Consider the following 13,859-nt stretch of genomic DNA (forward strand, 5'->3'; position numbering starts at 1 on the left):
CATCGAGCATCCCCTTCGGAACCTATGGAAAACGCATGCTCGTCGTGCAACGAACATGCGTTTCCCGGAGGTCTGTCCCGCCCGGCTAGCTCTTCGTGTTGAGCTCGAGCCAGGCCAGGTACTCGGGAGTCACGGTGCCCGTCACGTACTTGCCGTCGAAGCAGCTCATGTCGAGCTCCTTCACGTCGGAGCCCTCGGTGATGGCCGTGAACAGGTCTCCGACCTCCTGGTACACGAGGCGGTCGGCGCTGATGACCGACGCGATCTCCTCGATCGACCTTCCGGAGGCCACGAGCTCGCCGCGCGACGGCATGTTGATGCCATAGACGTGCGGGTAACGCACCGGGGGAGCAGCGGACGCGAACGTCACCGAGTTCGCGCCAGCTTGACGCGCCATCTCGACGATCTCCTTCGACGTCGTGCCGCGCACGATCGAATCGTCGACGAGCAGCACGTTCTTGCCGCGGAACTCCGTCGGGAGCGCGTTGAGCTTCTGGCGCACCGACTTCTTGCGCACCTTCTGCCCTGGCATGATGAACGTCCGGCCCACGTAGCGGTTCTTGTAGAAGCCCTCGCGGTAGTCGATGCCGAGGGTCTTCGCCATCTCCATCGCGGTCGGTCGGCCCGAGTCCGGGATGGGCATGACCACGTCGATGTCGCCGGCGGTGATGCTGCGCTCCACCTTCGAGGCGAGGGTCTTCCCCATGCGCAGGCGCGACTCGTAGATGGAGATGCCGTTCATGACGGAGTCGGGGCGGGCCAGGTACACGTACTCGAACGAGCACGGCACGAGGCGCGGGTTCACGGCGCACTGGCGCGAGTACAGCTCGCCGCCCATCGTGATGAAGATGGCCTCGCCCGGCTCCACGTCGCGGACCAGGTCGTAGCCGCCGGACTCCAGCACCAACGACTCGGACGCCACGACCCACTCGTCGCGGCCGTGCTCGTCGTCGCGTCGACCGAGCACGAGGGGGCGGATGCCGAACGGGTCGCGGAACGCGAGCAGTCCGTGTCCGGAGAGCAGGGCCACGGATGCGTAGGAGCCCTCGACGCGGTCGTGCAGGCGCGAGATCGCGTCGAACAGGTCATCCGGCGTGAGCTCGTCCCCGTTGATGCCGTGCTGCAGCTCGTTCGCGAGGACGTTGAGCAGCAGCTCCGTGTCGCTCGACGAGTTCAGGTGCCGGCGGTCGACGTTGAAGAGCTCCTTGCGCAGCTCTCGCGTGTTCGTCAGGTTGCCGTTGTGCACGAGGACGATGCCGTAGGGCGCGTTCACGTAGAACGGCTGCACCTCGTCGTCGCTCTTCGCGCTGCCGGCCGTCGCGTAGCGGACGTGGCCGAGGCCGACGTTGCCGAGCAGGTTCCGCATGTCGCGGGTGCGGTAGCCCTCCCGCACCTGGCCCTTGACCTTCGCGATGTGGAAGGTGTCACCGTCCGCCGTCGCGATGCCGGACGAATCCTGACCGCGATGCTGCAGGAGCAGGAGGGAATCGTAGATCTGTTGGTTGACGGGACTGGTCGAGACGTGACCAACAATGCCGCACACGCTGGGGGAGCTCCAAGCACAGGTAAGCGGGCCCGCGAGGGCCACGGATTTGACCGGGCCCGCGAGGGCCACGGATTTGACCGGGCCCGCGAGGGCCACAGTTTCGACGGGGCCCGCGAGGGCCACGAGTGTGATGAGGCACCGAGGCGCCCTGAACGATTTTCCGATTTTGTCACAGCTCGCGGATCCGCGCGCACCCGCGTGTAGAGGGTTCGCTTCCGGCGTCACGTTCGCGGCGCACTAGGCTGTTGGGCGCATCCCCCCGAGGAAAGGGCATTCTGTGTCAGGCAACGACCTCTACGCCGCCGCTGGCGTCGACACCCGTGCGGGTGACACCGCCGTCGAGCTCATGAAGCGCGCCGTCCAGGCGACCCACGGACCGGAAGTGCTCGGGGGAGTCGGCGGTTTCGCCGGCCTCTTCGACGCCTCGCGTCTGACCTCGTTCACGAAGCCGATCCTCGCCACGTCGACAGACGGCGTCGGCACGAAGGTCGCGATCGCGCAGGCGATCGACAAGCACGACACGATCGGCCAGGACCTCGTGGCCATGGTCGTCGACGACATCGTCGTCGTGGGCGCCGAGCCCCTCTTCATGACCGATTACATCGCCTGCGGTCGGGTCGTGCCGGAGCGCATCGCCTCGATCGTCGAGGGCATCGCGAAGGCGTGCGCCGAGACCGGCACCGCACTCACGGGCGGCGAGACCGCAGAGCACCCTGGCCTCCTCGGCCCCGACGACTACGACGTGGCAGGCGCCGCGGTCGGCGTCGTCGAGGCTGACCGGATGCTCGGGCCTGAGCGCGTGCAGCACGGCGACGTCGTCATCTCGATCGCCTCGAGCGGCCTCCACTCGAACGGCTACTCGCTCGTGCGCCGCATCGTCGCCGACCAGGGCCTCGCCTTCACCGACACCTCCGCCGAGCTCGGCGGCGTCGTCGGCGAAGTGCTCCTCGAGCCGACCCGCCTCTACACCGGCCCCCTCGTCAAGCTCCTCGCCGAGCCTGCCCTCGACGGCGCCGTGCACGCCTTCAGCCACGTCACCGGCGGCGGCATCGCCGCCAACCTCGCGCGGGTCCTCCCGCAGGGTGCCTGGATCGAGCTCGACCGCGGCGCCTGGTCGCCGAACGACATCTTCCGCGTCCTCGCGGGGTTCGCTGGCACCGACCTCGAGTCGACGGAAGGCACCTGGAACCTCGGGATCGGGATGTTCGCCGTCGTCGACGCCCAGCGTGCATCCGCGGTCGTCGAGTGGCTCGAAGCCGCTGGCCTACCGTCGTGGGTTGCCGGCACGATCTCGACCGAGTCGCGTGACTTCGAGGGCTTCGAGCAGGGCGCCAAGGGCGTCGATGGCGGCGCGGTGCGCCTCGTCGGCAGCTACGCCAGCTAGGGCAGAACGCGAGCCGCCGCTTCTCGCCGACAGGTGAGGTGGTGGCGGCCACCCGGCGGCATCCGCCCGCGAGGCGGCCAACTTGCGTGATCGACGCGTGCTTTGAGCCGATTTCGGGACTGCGGACGCCGTTTTCTCACGGATGTTGGTCATGCCGGCGCCGGCGCCGGCGCCGGCTCGGCGGCATGCGCGGGCGGTGGTGCGGCGGCGCAGCGAGCCTCAGCGCGGCGATTGGCGCTGTGGCTGGCTCAGAGGCGACTCAGCGCGGCGGCTGAACAGGGCGGCGCGGCGGGGCCGTGACCAACTTGCGTGCAATACACGTGCGTCGAGCCAGTTTCGGGGCCATGGGCGCCGATATTGCACGGATGATGGTCATGCGGCGGCGGTGTCACGGCGGCAGAGTAAGACCCAGCGAGGCGGATGACCCAGCGAGGCGGCTGCGGCGGTCGTGCGCGAGCGGTGCCCCGGTGGCTGAACAGGGCGGTGCGGCGGGGTCGTGACCAAGTTGCGTGCAATACACGTGCGTTGAGCCGGTTTCGGGGCTACGGGTGCCGATATTGCACGGATGTTGGTCACGCGCCAGGGGCCGGCCGGCGCGGCGGGCGGCTCCAGCGGCGGCGCCGAGCTACTCGGCGGCGAACGCCGCAGCGATCTCCTCTGACGTCGCCTCGTTGGCGAGGAGGGCGGCGAGCAGGATGCGCGCCTGACCGGCCCGCAGGACGGCCGCGTGGATGGCGCCGACAACCGCGAGGTCGTGTCCGCCGCCGCCCCCGCCGTAGCTGGCCTTGAGCACGCCGAACGGCACGCGGCTCGACACGACGAGCGGGATGTCCGATGCCTGGCATTCCCAGGCCGCCGAGACGACGCTCTGGCTCGCGTTGCCTGAGCCGAGGCCGACGAGGACGATGCCCTGCACGCCGGCCTCGAGGCTCGCGTGCAGGTGGGTCGCGTCGGCGCCGGGGCTGACCGCGACGGTGTCGACGCGCATGCCGGCGACGGGCGCGGGAAGGTGCAGGCGGCGGGCGGGCTTGTCGGTGACGCTGCGGAACGCGTCCGCGCGGTCTGCTGAGGCCTTCGTCAGCCCCCACGCCTTGAGGAGCCTGCCGCCGAACGCGACGAGCACGCCTCGGCCGCGGTTCTTCGGGTCGAGTGCGGCGGCGAGGGCTGCCGCGACGTTCGCCGGCCCGTCCGGCGACTCCGACTCGGCCGTGAACTGTGAGCCGGTGAAGACGACGGTCTTGTCGCTCTCGAGCTGCAGGTCCGTGAGCAGCGAGGTCTCCTCCATCGAGTCGGTGCCGTGCAGCACGATGACGGCGCTGACCTCGTCGTCCTCGACCTGGCGCCGCACCTCGTCGCTGATCGACTGCATGTCGGCGAGTGTGAGGCTCGACGAGTCGACGGCCATGAGGTTCACGGCGCGCAGCTCGGCGCCCTGCGCCGCGGTTCCCTCGAGCAGGGCATCCGCCCCGAGGCTCGGCGTGGTCGCGCCCGATGCCGTCGTCGTGCTGGCGATGGTGCCGCCCGTCGCGATGACGGCGATGAGCGGGAGCGAGGATGAGGTCGTCACGTGGTCATTTCTACCCGGTTTGGCTTCCGCGCGCGCTGAGGGTTGACTTCCCGCATTTCGTGCGAATGTACTGAGGATGCGCCGCATCTGGTTCGGGAACACCGGGCCGGTCCGCGACGTTGCGCACGTAACACAGAGTTAATTCGCGCTATCCGGGAAGCGCGCTCCGAATTCATGGGGCACATTCCTAAGATGGCCGAACTCACTGATGTTCTGGCTACCGCCGAAGATAGGGGAACCCCAATGCAGAAGAAGCGTCTGATTACCGGAGGCGTCGCTGCACTCGCAGCGATCGGCCTCCTCTCGGCCTGCTCCAACCCGACCGCTCCCGACGCTGGCGGCACCGACGCTGGCGCAGCATCCGGCGACACGATCGTCGTCTCCTCGGCCAACTTCCCAGAGTCCGAGATCATCGGAAACCTCTACGCGGAAGCGCTGAAGGACGCCGGCTTCACCGTCGAGACGCAGTTCAACATCGGCTCGCGCGAGGCGTACATCCCCGCGCTGTCGGACGGATCGATCGACCTCATCCCCGACTACACGGGCAACCTCCTCATCTTCCTCGACCCCGAGGCAGAGACGACGGACGCGGAGACCATCAACACGAACCTCACCGCGGCACTCGAGACGGAGGGGCTCACGGGCCTCACCCCGGCCGACGCCGAGGACAAGGACGCCGTTGTCGTCACGAAGGAGACCGCTGAGAAGTGGAACCTGACGACCATCGCCGACCTGGCCGCCCACAACGCCGAGATCACCTACGGTGCCCCGGCCGAGTTCCAGGAGCGCCCGCAGGGTCTGCCTGGTCTGAAGGCGAACTACGGCGTCGAGCCTGCAGCGTTCACCCCCATCGCCGATGGTGGCGGACCGGCAACGGTCGACGCGCTGGTCAGCGGACAGGTGCAGGTCGCGAACATCTTCACGACGTCGCCTGCGATCGTCGAGAACGACCTGGTCGTGCTCGAGGACCCGAAGAACAACTTCCCGGCCCAGCAGGTCATCCCTGTCGGCAACACCGAGAAGCTCACCCCCGAGGTCGCTGAGGTCATCGACGCCATCTCGGCGCAGCTGACGACCGACGAGCTCATCGCCCTCAACACGCGTGTCTCCGGTGACGAGAAGGTCGAGCCCACCAAGGCCGCGACCGACTGGCTCACCGAGAAGGGCCTGCTCGGCGCCTAGGCTCCGCTTCCCCATCACGCGGTGACGCTGCGAGGGTGGATGCGGGCGAGTCCCGCCGCATCCACCCTCTCGGCAGCAGCACCCTGAACCACCGACTTCCCGACCGACTCTCACCCCCCCCGCTTTCCTCACCTTCAGCTCCAAGATCTACGAGAAGCGAGTTCCGGATGCAGCAGCACGCAGACGCCGAACGGCCGCACGTGCGACCCACGATGCGCCCCAGCAAGCGGGCAGCGCAGGGCAAGCGGTCGGTCACGGATGCCTCCTCGGCCGGAGTCAACGCGCTCGCGGGCACCAGCGCAGAGGGGTCGTTGCCGCTGACGAGCTTCGTCATCGGCCGCGACCGGATGACGCCGCGGATCCTGGAGCGGCTCGCCGTCACGGTCGGCCACCTCGACATCGACCCGCACGTCAGGGTCCGGCTCGCGGAGGCGCGGGGCGTGATCGAGAGCGTCATGGCCCGCGGCGAGCCCGCATACGGCGTCAACCGCGGCCTCGGGCCGCTGCGCGACCAGGAGATCCCGGAGGAGCTGCAGCACGCGTTCCAGTTGTTCGTGCTCGCCTCCCACGACGCGGCGGTCGGCAAGAACCTCACCCCCATCGAAGCGCGAGCCGTGATGCTCGCGCGCCTCGCCGTCATGGCGCAGGGCAACTCCGGCGCCACGACGGCACTGTTCGAGGGCCTGCGCTGCCTGCTCGAGTGCGGCGTCACCCCGGCCATCCCGTCCGAGGGGTCCGTGGGTGCCGCCGACCTGTCCATGCTCGCCGCCGTCGGCAACGTTCTCGTCGGCCGCGGGCGCGTGCTCGATGAGACGGGCACCCAGACCGTCCCCGCCCGCGAGGCGCTGGCGACGGCCGGTCTCGTGCCGCTCGAGCTCGCCGCGAAGGACGGGCTCGCGCTCGTCGGGGCGAACGCCGCCTCCGTCGGTATCGCCGCCCTCACCTCCGTGCGGCTCGACCGGTTCACCGCATCCGCTGACCTCGTCGTCGCCCACACCTTCGACGCCCTCAACGGCAGCGTCAAGGGCTTCCAGGAGAAGGTCGTCGCGGCCAGGCCCCACCCCGGCCAGATCCGGGCGGCCGCACGCTTCCGCTCCCTGCTCGGCTCGAGCCGCGCCTACGGGCCGGCCACGGCGGGCTCCCTTCAGGACCCGCTCTCCATGCGCACCGTGCCGCAGGTGCACGGCACCCTCATCGAGCAGGCGGATGTGCTGCGAGAATCGGTCACGGTCGAGCTGAACGCGCGCAGCGAGAACCCGTACATCGACATCGACAACGACGTCATCATCTCGAACGGCAACTTCTCGACGATCCAGATGGCCATCACGGCCGACTCCGTGCGCCTCCTGCTCGCGCACTTCGGCATCATGAGCGAGCGGCGCTGCTCGCTCATGATCAGGCGGCTCCGCTCCGAGCGCTCGCTCGTCGAGCAGGTGCTGTCGATCGACGACGCCGAGCATCCGTTCGTGCCCGTCATCCTGGCGAACACGGCCTCGTCGCTCATGGCGCGCCTGCAGCAGCTCGCGGCGCCCGTCTCGCATCTCGGCGGCGTCGTCGGCGACGGCGTGGAAGACCACAACGCGCAGGGCTACCTGGCCGTGCGGCTCCTCGAGGACAGCCTCGAGGCGGCCGAGCGACTCCTCGCGATCGAGGGGCTCCTCGCCGTCGGCGTGGGCGTCGCCGCACCGGCCCCGAGCATGAAGGACCGCGCTCCGCTTGTGGTGCAGCTCTCGAAGCGCATCCGCGAGACCCTCGCCCTCAACGACCCGGCGATCATGACCTCTCAGCGAATCGATCGCGTGCGCGCCGACATCGCCGAGTTGAGCGAGCACGTGCAGGACGCGTGAGCTCCACGCTCGCCCCACGACCACCCGTCACCAGCCAAGGAGCAGCATGATCACCTTCGAGAACGTCACCAAGACGTATCCGGATGGCACCACGGCGGTGAACGACCTCAGCCTCAACATCGAGGAGGGCTCGTTCACGGCCTTCGTCGGGCCGAGCGGATGCGGCAAGACCACGTCGATGCGCATGATCAACAAGATGATCGACGCGTCCAGCGGCCGCATCACGGTGGCGGGCAAGGACGTCGCGGACGTCCCCTCGACGCAGCTGCGCCTCGGTATCGGGTACGTGATCCAGAACGCCGGCCTCTTCCCGCACCGCACGGTGCTCGACAACGTCGCGACGGTGCTGCGCCTGAAAGGGGTCCCCGCGAAGGAGGCCAGAGCGAAGGCCATGGATGCCATCGAGCGCGTCCGCCTCCGCCCCGAGCTCGTCCACCGCTACCCGGCCGACCTCTCCGGCGGCCAGCAGCAGCGCGTCGGTGTGGCCCGTGCCCTCGCGGCAGACCCGCCCATCCTGCTCATGGACGAGCCGTTCAGCGCCGTCGACCCCGTCGTGCGCGACGAGCTGCAGCAAGAGATGATCCGCCTGCAGCGCGAGCTGAAGAAGACGATCGTGTTCGTGACGCATGACATCGACGAGGCCCTCATCCTCGGCGACAAGATCGCCGTCTTCGGGCCGGGCGGCGTGCTCCACCAGTACGCGGCAGCCGAGGAGGTCATGACGAGGCCCGCCAACACATTCGTGTCGAGCATGATCTCGAAGGACCGCGGCTACCGCGCCCTCACGTTCCGGGACGCCTCCCTCACCGCGGAGCCCCTCGCCGACGCCGTAGCCGGCATCATCGGCCTCGACGGGCACACGGCCGAGTGGTCGCTCGCGGTCGACGACGACGGACGCCCCGACGCGTGGCTGCACCGTGCGAGCTCGCTGCGCGTCCCGGTCGGCGCGGTCGTGACGCTCGACGACAACCTGCGTCGCTCCCTGGATGCGGTGCTCGCTTCCCCGGCCGGCCTCGCGATCGTCGTCGACCAGGCCGGCGTGGCCACCGGGGTGGTGCGCGGCGAGGCCGTCTTCGCCCGCGTCGCGGACGCGAGCGGCGACCGATCATGAACTGGCTCATCGCGAACTGGGAGACGGTCTGGCCGATCATCATCCAGCACACCGTGCTGTCGGTGGTGCCGACGGTGCTCGGCCTCGTCATCGCCCTCCCGCTCGGGATGCTCCTCGTCGGGCGACCGCGCGGACGAGGCGTCGCGATCATCGTCGCGAGCATCGTCTTCACGATCCCCTCGCTCGCGCTCTTCGTCGTGATCCCGTCGATCGTGGGCACGCCCATCATCAGCCCGCTCAACGTGATCATCGCGTTGACGCTGTACTCGACAGCGCTGCTCATCCGCACCGTGCTTGAGTCGCTCGACGCGGTTCCGGACGATGTGAAGGACGCGTCGAGCGCCATCGGCTACTCGCCCATCAAACGCGTCATCGCGGTCGAGCTGCCCCTCGCCATCCCCGTGCTCGTCGCCGGGCTCAGGGTCGTCGCGGTCACCAACGTGTCGCTCGTCTCCGTGGGCGCCGTCATCGGCGTCGGCGGCCTCGGCCAGCTCTTCACCGCCGGGTTCCAGCGCGACTACCCTGACCAGATCTTCGCGGGCATCATCACGATCCTCGTGCTCGCGTTCATCTTCGACCGCGTCATCGCGATCATCGGCGTCGCGACCACCCCATGGCTGCGCAGCGACCGGGTGAAGGCGAAGCGGGCGTCGAGGCGCACGCCGAACGAGCGCACCGAGACCGCCATGCTCGACACCGTCATCGCGAAGGGGGACATCTGATGTTCAACGAGATGCTGGCCTACTTCCTCGACCCGGCCAACTGGGCGGGCTCCTCGAGCATCCCAGCCAGGGTCGGCGAGCACCTCTGGTACTCGCTGCTGGCGGTCGCGCTTGCCGCGGTCATCGCGTTCCCGCTCGGTCTCGTCATCGGCCACACGGGCAAGGGGACGACGTTCATCGTCGCCACCGCCAACGTGCTGCGAGCACTCCCCAGCCTCGGTCTCATGACGCTGCTGGTGCTGCTCATGGGCCTCGGACTGTTCCCGCCGGTGATCGCGCTGGTCGTGCTCGCCGTGCCCCCGCTCCTCGCCGGCGTCTACTCGGGTGTCGCGAACGTGAGCCGCGCGACCGTGGATGCGGCGCGCGCGATGGGCATGACCGAGTGGCAGATCGTGTGGCAGGTCGAGCTGCCGAACGCGATGCCCCTCATCGTCGCGGGACTCCGCAGCGCGGTGCTGCAGGTCATCGCCACGGCGACCATCGCCGCCTACGTGAACCTCGGCGGCCTCGGACGCTACATCTTCGACGGCCTCGCGGTCACGGACTACGGGCGCGTGCTGGTCGGCGCTGTCCTCGTCACGGGGCTCGCGCTGGTCGTCGACGGCCTGCTCGCGCTGCTCGGGCGACTCGTCGTCCCCGGCCGCACGAAGCGCGGGTCGAAGGGGGCCGGGGCTGAGGTCGGTGCCGGTTCTCGTGCCGGCGCCGTCTCCGGCCCGACCGCTGCTTCCACGAGCACGGCCACGGCGAGCGCGTAGCCCCCGGGCGCCCCGGCGCCCCCGCCCCGCCCCGCAAGCCAGTCGCTGCCCGGCGTTTCGCCCTCCAGGAACGGTTTTGGAGGGCGAAACGCCGGGCAGCGATCGAGGTGGGCGCGGTGCGGGGTGGTGCGGCGCGGGTGCGGGCGCGGGATGGCGTGGGCACGGGACGTCGCGGGCTGGCGGGCGTTGGCGTTGGCCTTGGCGCGGGACGCCGGCGCGGCGCCGGGGAGCGAGCTACTCGGCGGCGAGGACCTCGTCGACCGGGCGGTATGCGAGGCCGAGCGCCGTGGCGACACCTCGGTTGGTGATCTGCCCGCCGTGCACGTTGAGGCCGAGCGCGAGGGCAGGGTCCTCCTGCATGGCCCGCTTCCAGCCCTTATCGGCGATGGCGGTCACGTACGGGAGCGTCGCGTTCGTGAGAGCGCGCGTCGAGGTTTCCGGCACGGCGCCCGGCATGTTGGCGACGCAGTAGTAGATCGAGTTGTGCACGGGGAACGTCGGGTCGTCGTGCGTCGTCGGGTGGGAGCCCTCGAAGCATCCGCCCTGGTCGATTGCGATGTCGACGAGCACCGAGCCCTTCTTCATGCCCGCCACCATCTTGTCGGTGACGAGCTTCGGGGCGGCGGCGCCAGGGATGAGGACGGAGCCGACGACCAGGTCGGCCTCGGCGAGCTGCGCCGCGATCTCGTACGCCGAAGATGCCCGCGTCTGGATCTTGCCCTGGAACTGCACCTCGAGCTCTCGCAGGCGCGGGATGTTCAGGTCGATGATGGTGACGTCCGCGCCCATGCCGACGGCGTTCGCAGCGGCGTGCTCCCCGGCGACGCCACCGCCGATGACGACGACCTTCGCCTTCGGGGTGCCGGGCACGCCGCCGAGCAGCAGGCCGCGTCCGCCCGCGGCCTTCATGAGGTGGTAGGCCCCGACCTGGGTGGCGAGGCGGCCCGCGACCTCGCTCATGGGCGTGAGCAGCGGCAGGGAGCGGTTCGGGAGCTGCACCGTCTCGTACGCGATGGCGGTCGTGCCGGCGTCCGCGAGCGCCTCCGTCTGCGCGCGGTCGGCCGCGAGGTGGAGGTACGTGAAGAGCACCAGCTCGGGGCGCATGTGGCGGTACTCGGAGGCGATGGGCTCCTTCACCTTGAGCAGCAGCTCGGCCGTGGACCAGACCTCGTCTGCGGTCGCGAGGATGCGCGCACCCGCCGCCTCGTAGGCGGTGTCGGCGATAGCTGAGCCGAGGCCTGCCCCCGCCTCAATGAAGACCTCGTGGCCGTGGCGTTCCAGCTCGTGGACCCCGGCGGGCGTGATGGCCACGCGGTTCTCGTTGTTCTTGATCTCCGTCGGGACCCCGATGCGCATGATTACCCCTTTGTGTTCGTGCTCGTTCGGTGTTTCTCTCCGGCAATCATGCGCAGAACGTGCTTCGAATACGTTGCATACCGAAGAAACATCGGCACATGAGGGAGAATCAGGAGGAAACTGCGATGAAGGAGCACGCGCGTGGGTGAAACGCCGAAGGAACTACGGGCAGTCGATGCCGGAATGCTCGACGAGGTCGACCGCCGTCTTGTCGAGCTGCTGCAGGCCAACTCGCGGCAGTCGAACACGCAGCTCGCGACCGCGGTCGGCATCGCCCAGTCGACGTGCATCGCGCGCGTGCGCTCGCTCGTCGATCGCGGCATCATCACGAGGTTCACAGCGGATGTGGGCCTGCCGCAGCTGGGCCTTGCGCTGCAGGCCCTCATCAGCGTCAACATCCGCTCGGGGCAGCGTCAGGAGCTCGCTCACTTCGCGGAGGAGATGCGTGCACTGCCCGAGGTCGTGCAGATCTTCTTCCTCGGCGGCTCGGAGGACTTCATCGTTCACGTCGCGGTCCGCGATTCGAATGACGCGCGGGAGTTCGTGGTGGCGAACCTGTCGACGCACCCTGCCGTCGCATCCACTCGAACGAGCATCGTCTTCGACCACCACCGCATCCGCTGAGCGGCCGCGCCGTCGTGCCGCACGCCAAGATGTCGGCCTCTGGCAGCTTCACGGAGGTGGCGACCTGCGGATAGCCCGGGTCTGCGAGCGCCGTGGCCGTACCCCGCGCAGACTTCGGGGATACGCAGGCGCGGCGTCGCGCAAACCTGCGCGAGGCCGAGGTCTGCGGCGTCGGGGTGCGCCCGTCCAACAGGGCCTTCACCTCAACGCCGGCCCTGCCCACCTACAGCTTCCCGTCGCCGCAGCGGCCTGCACCCGCACCTCCACCTCCACCTCGACCTGCACCCGCACCTCCACCTCCACCTGCACCCGCAGCTCGTCCCGCGATCTGAGAACGCAGTAGCCGAAACAGTCGTGACGTTCTTATTCTGTGTGCATGGATCCAGCAGCGCAGGCGCAGGACAACCTCGTCGCGACCCTCATCGTGCGCGGGAAGATCCGAGACCCGCGCGGTGTCTGGGGGCCAGGCGAGGTGTGGGCGGCGGGGCCGCGCATCGTTGCGGTGCACACGGGGCGCTCCCGCACTCCGGCGCCCGCTGGTGCACGCATCGTCGACGTCGGCGACGCCTACGTGCTGCCCGGTGTGGTGGATGCGCACGTGCATTCCCTCTCGCACGGCGGCGAGGGCATCGCGGCGGCGACGAGGGCCGCTGCGGCCGGCGGCGTGACGACGATCGTCGAGATGCCCTATGACGGCACCGGCCCCATCAACAGCCTCGACAGGCTCCGCGCGAAGCAGGACCTCGCGAACGATGAGGCGCACATCGACGTGGCGCTCCTCGGCACGCTCGCGCCCGGCGGTGGCTGGCGCGCGGCCGGCGAACTCGCCGAGGCTGGTGCCGCCGGCTTCAAGGTGTCGCTGTTCCACACGCACGAGACGCGCTTTCCTCGCATCGACGACCGCGAGCTGCTGAGCGTCATGGCCGCGGTTCGGGACGCGGGACGCACGCTGTGCACGCACGCCGAGAACAACGAGATCATCCAGGCACTCCTCGGCGAGGAGCGAGCGGCGGGCAGCAGCGACCCGCAGTCGCACTCACGTTCTCGTCCGCCCGTCTCGGAGACGCTCGGCGTGCTGACGGCGCTCGAGGTCGCCGCCGACACGGGGGCCAGGCTGCACGTCTGCCACCTGTCGCTGCCCCGCAGCGTCGACCTGGTCGACTGGTACCGGACACAGGGCGCCGATGTGACGCTCGAGACCTGCCCGCACTACCTGACCTTCACCCAGGACGACCTCGAGACGCAGCGGGGGCACCTGAAGATCAACCCGCCGTTGCGTGACGCGGAGGCGCGCGACGGGCTGTGGGATCGCCTCGGCAGGGGCCTGGTGAGCGTTGTCAGCTCGGACCACGCCCCGTGGTCGAGGGAGCTGAAGGACCACGACGTCATGCTCGACAACAGCTCGGGCGCTCCGGGCGTGCAGACGCTCGTCGCCGCGACGCTGGGCGGCGCGCTGCGTCGCGATCCGTCCGGCACGTTGCTGGCGCAGGCTGTGGATGCGCTCACGATCAGTCCAGCGCGCCGGTACGGTCTCGACGCTCGCAAGGGGTCGCTCGAGGTCGGCAAAGACGCCGACATCGTCGTGTTCACGCCGGGGGACGCATCCATCGAGCTCGACCGGATGCTCTCGAACGCCGGCTGGACGCCTTACGAGGGCATGTCGCCCGGCGGCAGTGTGACGCACACCTTCTCGCGCGGCGAGCTCGTCTACTCCGACACCGCTGGGCTCCTGGCGCGCGCGGGCCGGGGAGAGGTGCTGGTCTGA

Annotated in this window: 11 protein-coding genes; 8 read left to right on the forward strand and 3 right to left on the reverse strand. The window is 69.5% G+C overall.

What is annotated here, in order from left to right; translation table 11 throughout:
- Positions 1 to 85: 85 nt before the first annotated feature.
- Positions 86 to 1,543 carry an amidophosphoribosyltransferase gene (gene purF / locus ITJ67_RS00325; RefSeq protein WP_104240160.1) on the reverse strand — a complete coding sequence of 486 codons (1,458 nt, stop codon included), beginning with the start codon at positions 1,541 to 1,543 and terminating at the stop codon, positions 86 to 88.
- Positions 1,544 to 1,823: 280 nt separating this feature from the next.
- Here purF and purM point away from each other — a divergent pair, with 280 nt between their 5' ends.
- Positions 1,824 to 2,930, forward strand: a complete 1,107-nt coding sequence (purM, locus tag ITJ67_RS00330; RefSeq protein ID WP_160073892.1) for a phosphoribosylformylglycinamidine cyclo-ligase — start codon at positions 1,824 to 1,826, stop codon at positions 2,928 to 2,930.
- 625 nt (positions 2,931 to 3,555) lie between these two features.
- Here purM and ITJ67_RS00335 read toward each other — a convergent pair.
- Positions 3,556 to 4,497 carry an asparaginase domain-containing protein gene (locus ITJ67_RS00335; RefSeq protein WP_323741338.1) on the reverse strand — a complete coding sequence of 314 codons (942 nt, stop codon included), beginning with the start codon at positions 4,495 to 4,497 and terminating at the stop codon, positions 3,556 to 3,558.
- 243 nt (positions 4,498 to 4,740) lie between these two features.
- On the opposite strand from ITJ67_RS00335, the gene ITJ67_RS00340 reads away from it, so the two are divergent.
- The 5 genes from ITJ67_RS00340 to ITJ67_RS00360 all read left to right on the forward strand — a co-directional run bounded on the left by ITJ67_RS00340 (position 4,741) and on the right by ITJ67_RS00360 (position 10,114).
- Positions 4,741 to 5,679, forward strand: coding sequence for an ABC transporter substrate-binding protein (locus tag ITJ67_RS00340; protein ID WP_160073894.1), 939 nt, complete (start codon positions 4,741 to 4,743; stop codon positions 5,677 to 5,679).
- Positions 5,680 to 5,846: 167 nt separating this feature from the next.
- Positions 5,847 to 7,526 carry an aromatic amino acid ammonia-lyase gene (locus tag ITJ67_RS00345; protein ID WP_194676370.1) on the forward strand — a complete coding sequence of 560 codons (1,680 nt, stop codon included), beginning with the start codon at positions 5,847 to 5,849 and terminating at the stop codon, positions 7,524 to 7,526.
- A gap of 46 nt (positions 7,527 to 7,572) precedes the next feature.
- Entirely contained in the window at positions 7,573 to 8,637 is a 1,065-nt protein-coding gene (locus tag ITJ67_RS00350) for an ABC transporter ATP-binding protein (protein WP_160073898.1), read from the forward strand.
- Complete coding sequence (locus ITJ67_RS00355; protein ID WP_104240165.1) at positions 8,634 to 9,359, forward strand: ABC transporter permease; 726 nt, start codon at positions 8,634 to 8,636, stop codon at positions 9,357 to 9,359. The genes ITJ67_RS00350 and ITJ67_RS00355 overlap by 4 nt, the downstream gene beginning before the upstream one ends.
- The gene (locus ITJ67_RS00360) at positions 9,359 to 10,114 is read left to right on the forward strand and encodes an ABC transporter permease (protein WP_194676371.1); all 756 of its coding nucleotides are present in this window, start codon (positions 9,359 to 9,361) and stop codon (positions 10,112 to 10,114) included. Before ITJ67_RS00355 ends, ITJ67_RS00360 begins: the two co-directional genes overlap by 1 nt.
- A 234-nt stretch (positions 10,115 to 10,348) precedes the next feature.
- Here the strand turns inward: ITJ67_RS00360 and ald are convergent, their stop codons facing one another.
- Positions 10,349 to 11,470, reverse strand: a complete 1,122-nt coding sequence (ald, locus tag ITJ67_RS00365) for an alanine dehydrogenase (RefSeq protein ID WP_194676372.1) — start codon at positions 11,468 to 11,470, stop codon at positions 10,349 to 10,351.
- 141 nt (positions 11,471 to 11,611) lie between these two features.
- Here ald and ITJ67_RS00370 point away from each other — a divergent pair, with 141 nt between their 5' ends.
- Complete coding sequence (locus tag ITJ67_RS00370) at positions 11,612 to 12,094, forward strand: Lrp/AsnC family transcriptional regulator (RefSeq protein WP_416362272.1); 483 nt, start codon at positions 11,612 to 11,614, stop codon at positions 12,092 to 12,094.
- A 376-nt stretch (positions 12,095 to 12,470) separates the two neighbouring features.
- Positions 12,471 to 13,859 (forward strand): dihydroorotase, encoded by a 1,389-nt coding sequence (locus ITJ67_RS00375; RefSeq protein WP_194676373.1) that lies wholly within the window; start codon positions 12,471 to 12,473, stop codon positions 13,857 to 13,859.

It is taken from the genome of Pseudoclavibacter sp. VKM Ac-2867, from assembly GCF_015351275.1.
Classification (GTDB): domain Bacteria; phylum Actinomycetota; class Actinomycetes; order Actinomycetales; family Microbacteriaceae; genus Pseudoclavibacter.

Excerpts from the sequence above, each read along its gene's own strand:
- ITJ67_RS00355 (WP_104240165.1), top strand. The coding sequence starts at position 8,634 with ATGAACTGGCTCATCGCGAACTGGGAGACGGTCTGGCCGATCATCATC.
- ITJ67_RS00360 (WP_194676371.1), top strand. The coding sequence starts at position 9,359 with ATGTTCAACGAGATGCTGGCCTACTTCCTCGACCCGGCCAACTGGGCG.
- ITJ67_RS00375 (WP_194676373.1), top strand. The coding sequence starts at position 12,471 with ATGGATCCAGCAGCGCAGGCGCAGGACAACCTCGTCGCGACCCTCATC.
- ITJ67_RS00345 (WP_194676370.1), top strand. The coding sequence starts at position 5,847 with ATGCAGCAGCACGCAGACGCCGAACGGCCGCACGTGCGACCCACGATG.
- ITJ67_RS00340 (WP_160073894.1), top strand. The coding sequence starts at position 4,741 with ATGCAGAAGAAGCGTCTGATTACCGGAGGCGTCGCTGCACTCGCAGCG.
- ald (WP_194676372.1), bottom strand. The coding sequence starts at position 11,470 with ATGCGCATCGGGGTCCCGACGGAGATCAAGAACAACGAGAACCGCGTG.
- ITJ67_RS00350 (WP_160073898.1), top strand. The coding sequence starts at position 7,573 with ATGATCACCTTCGAGAACGTCACCAAGACGTATCCGGATGGCACCACG.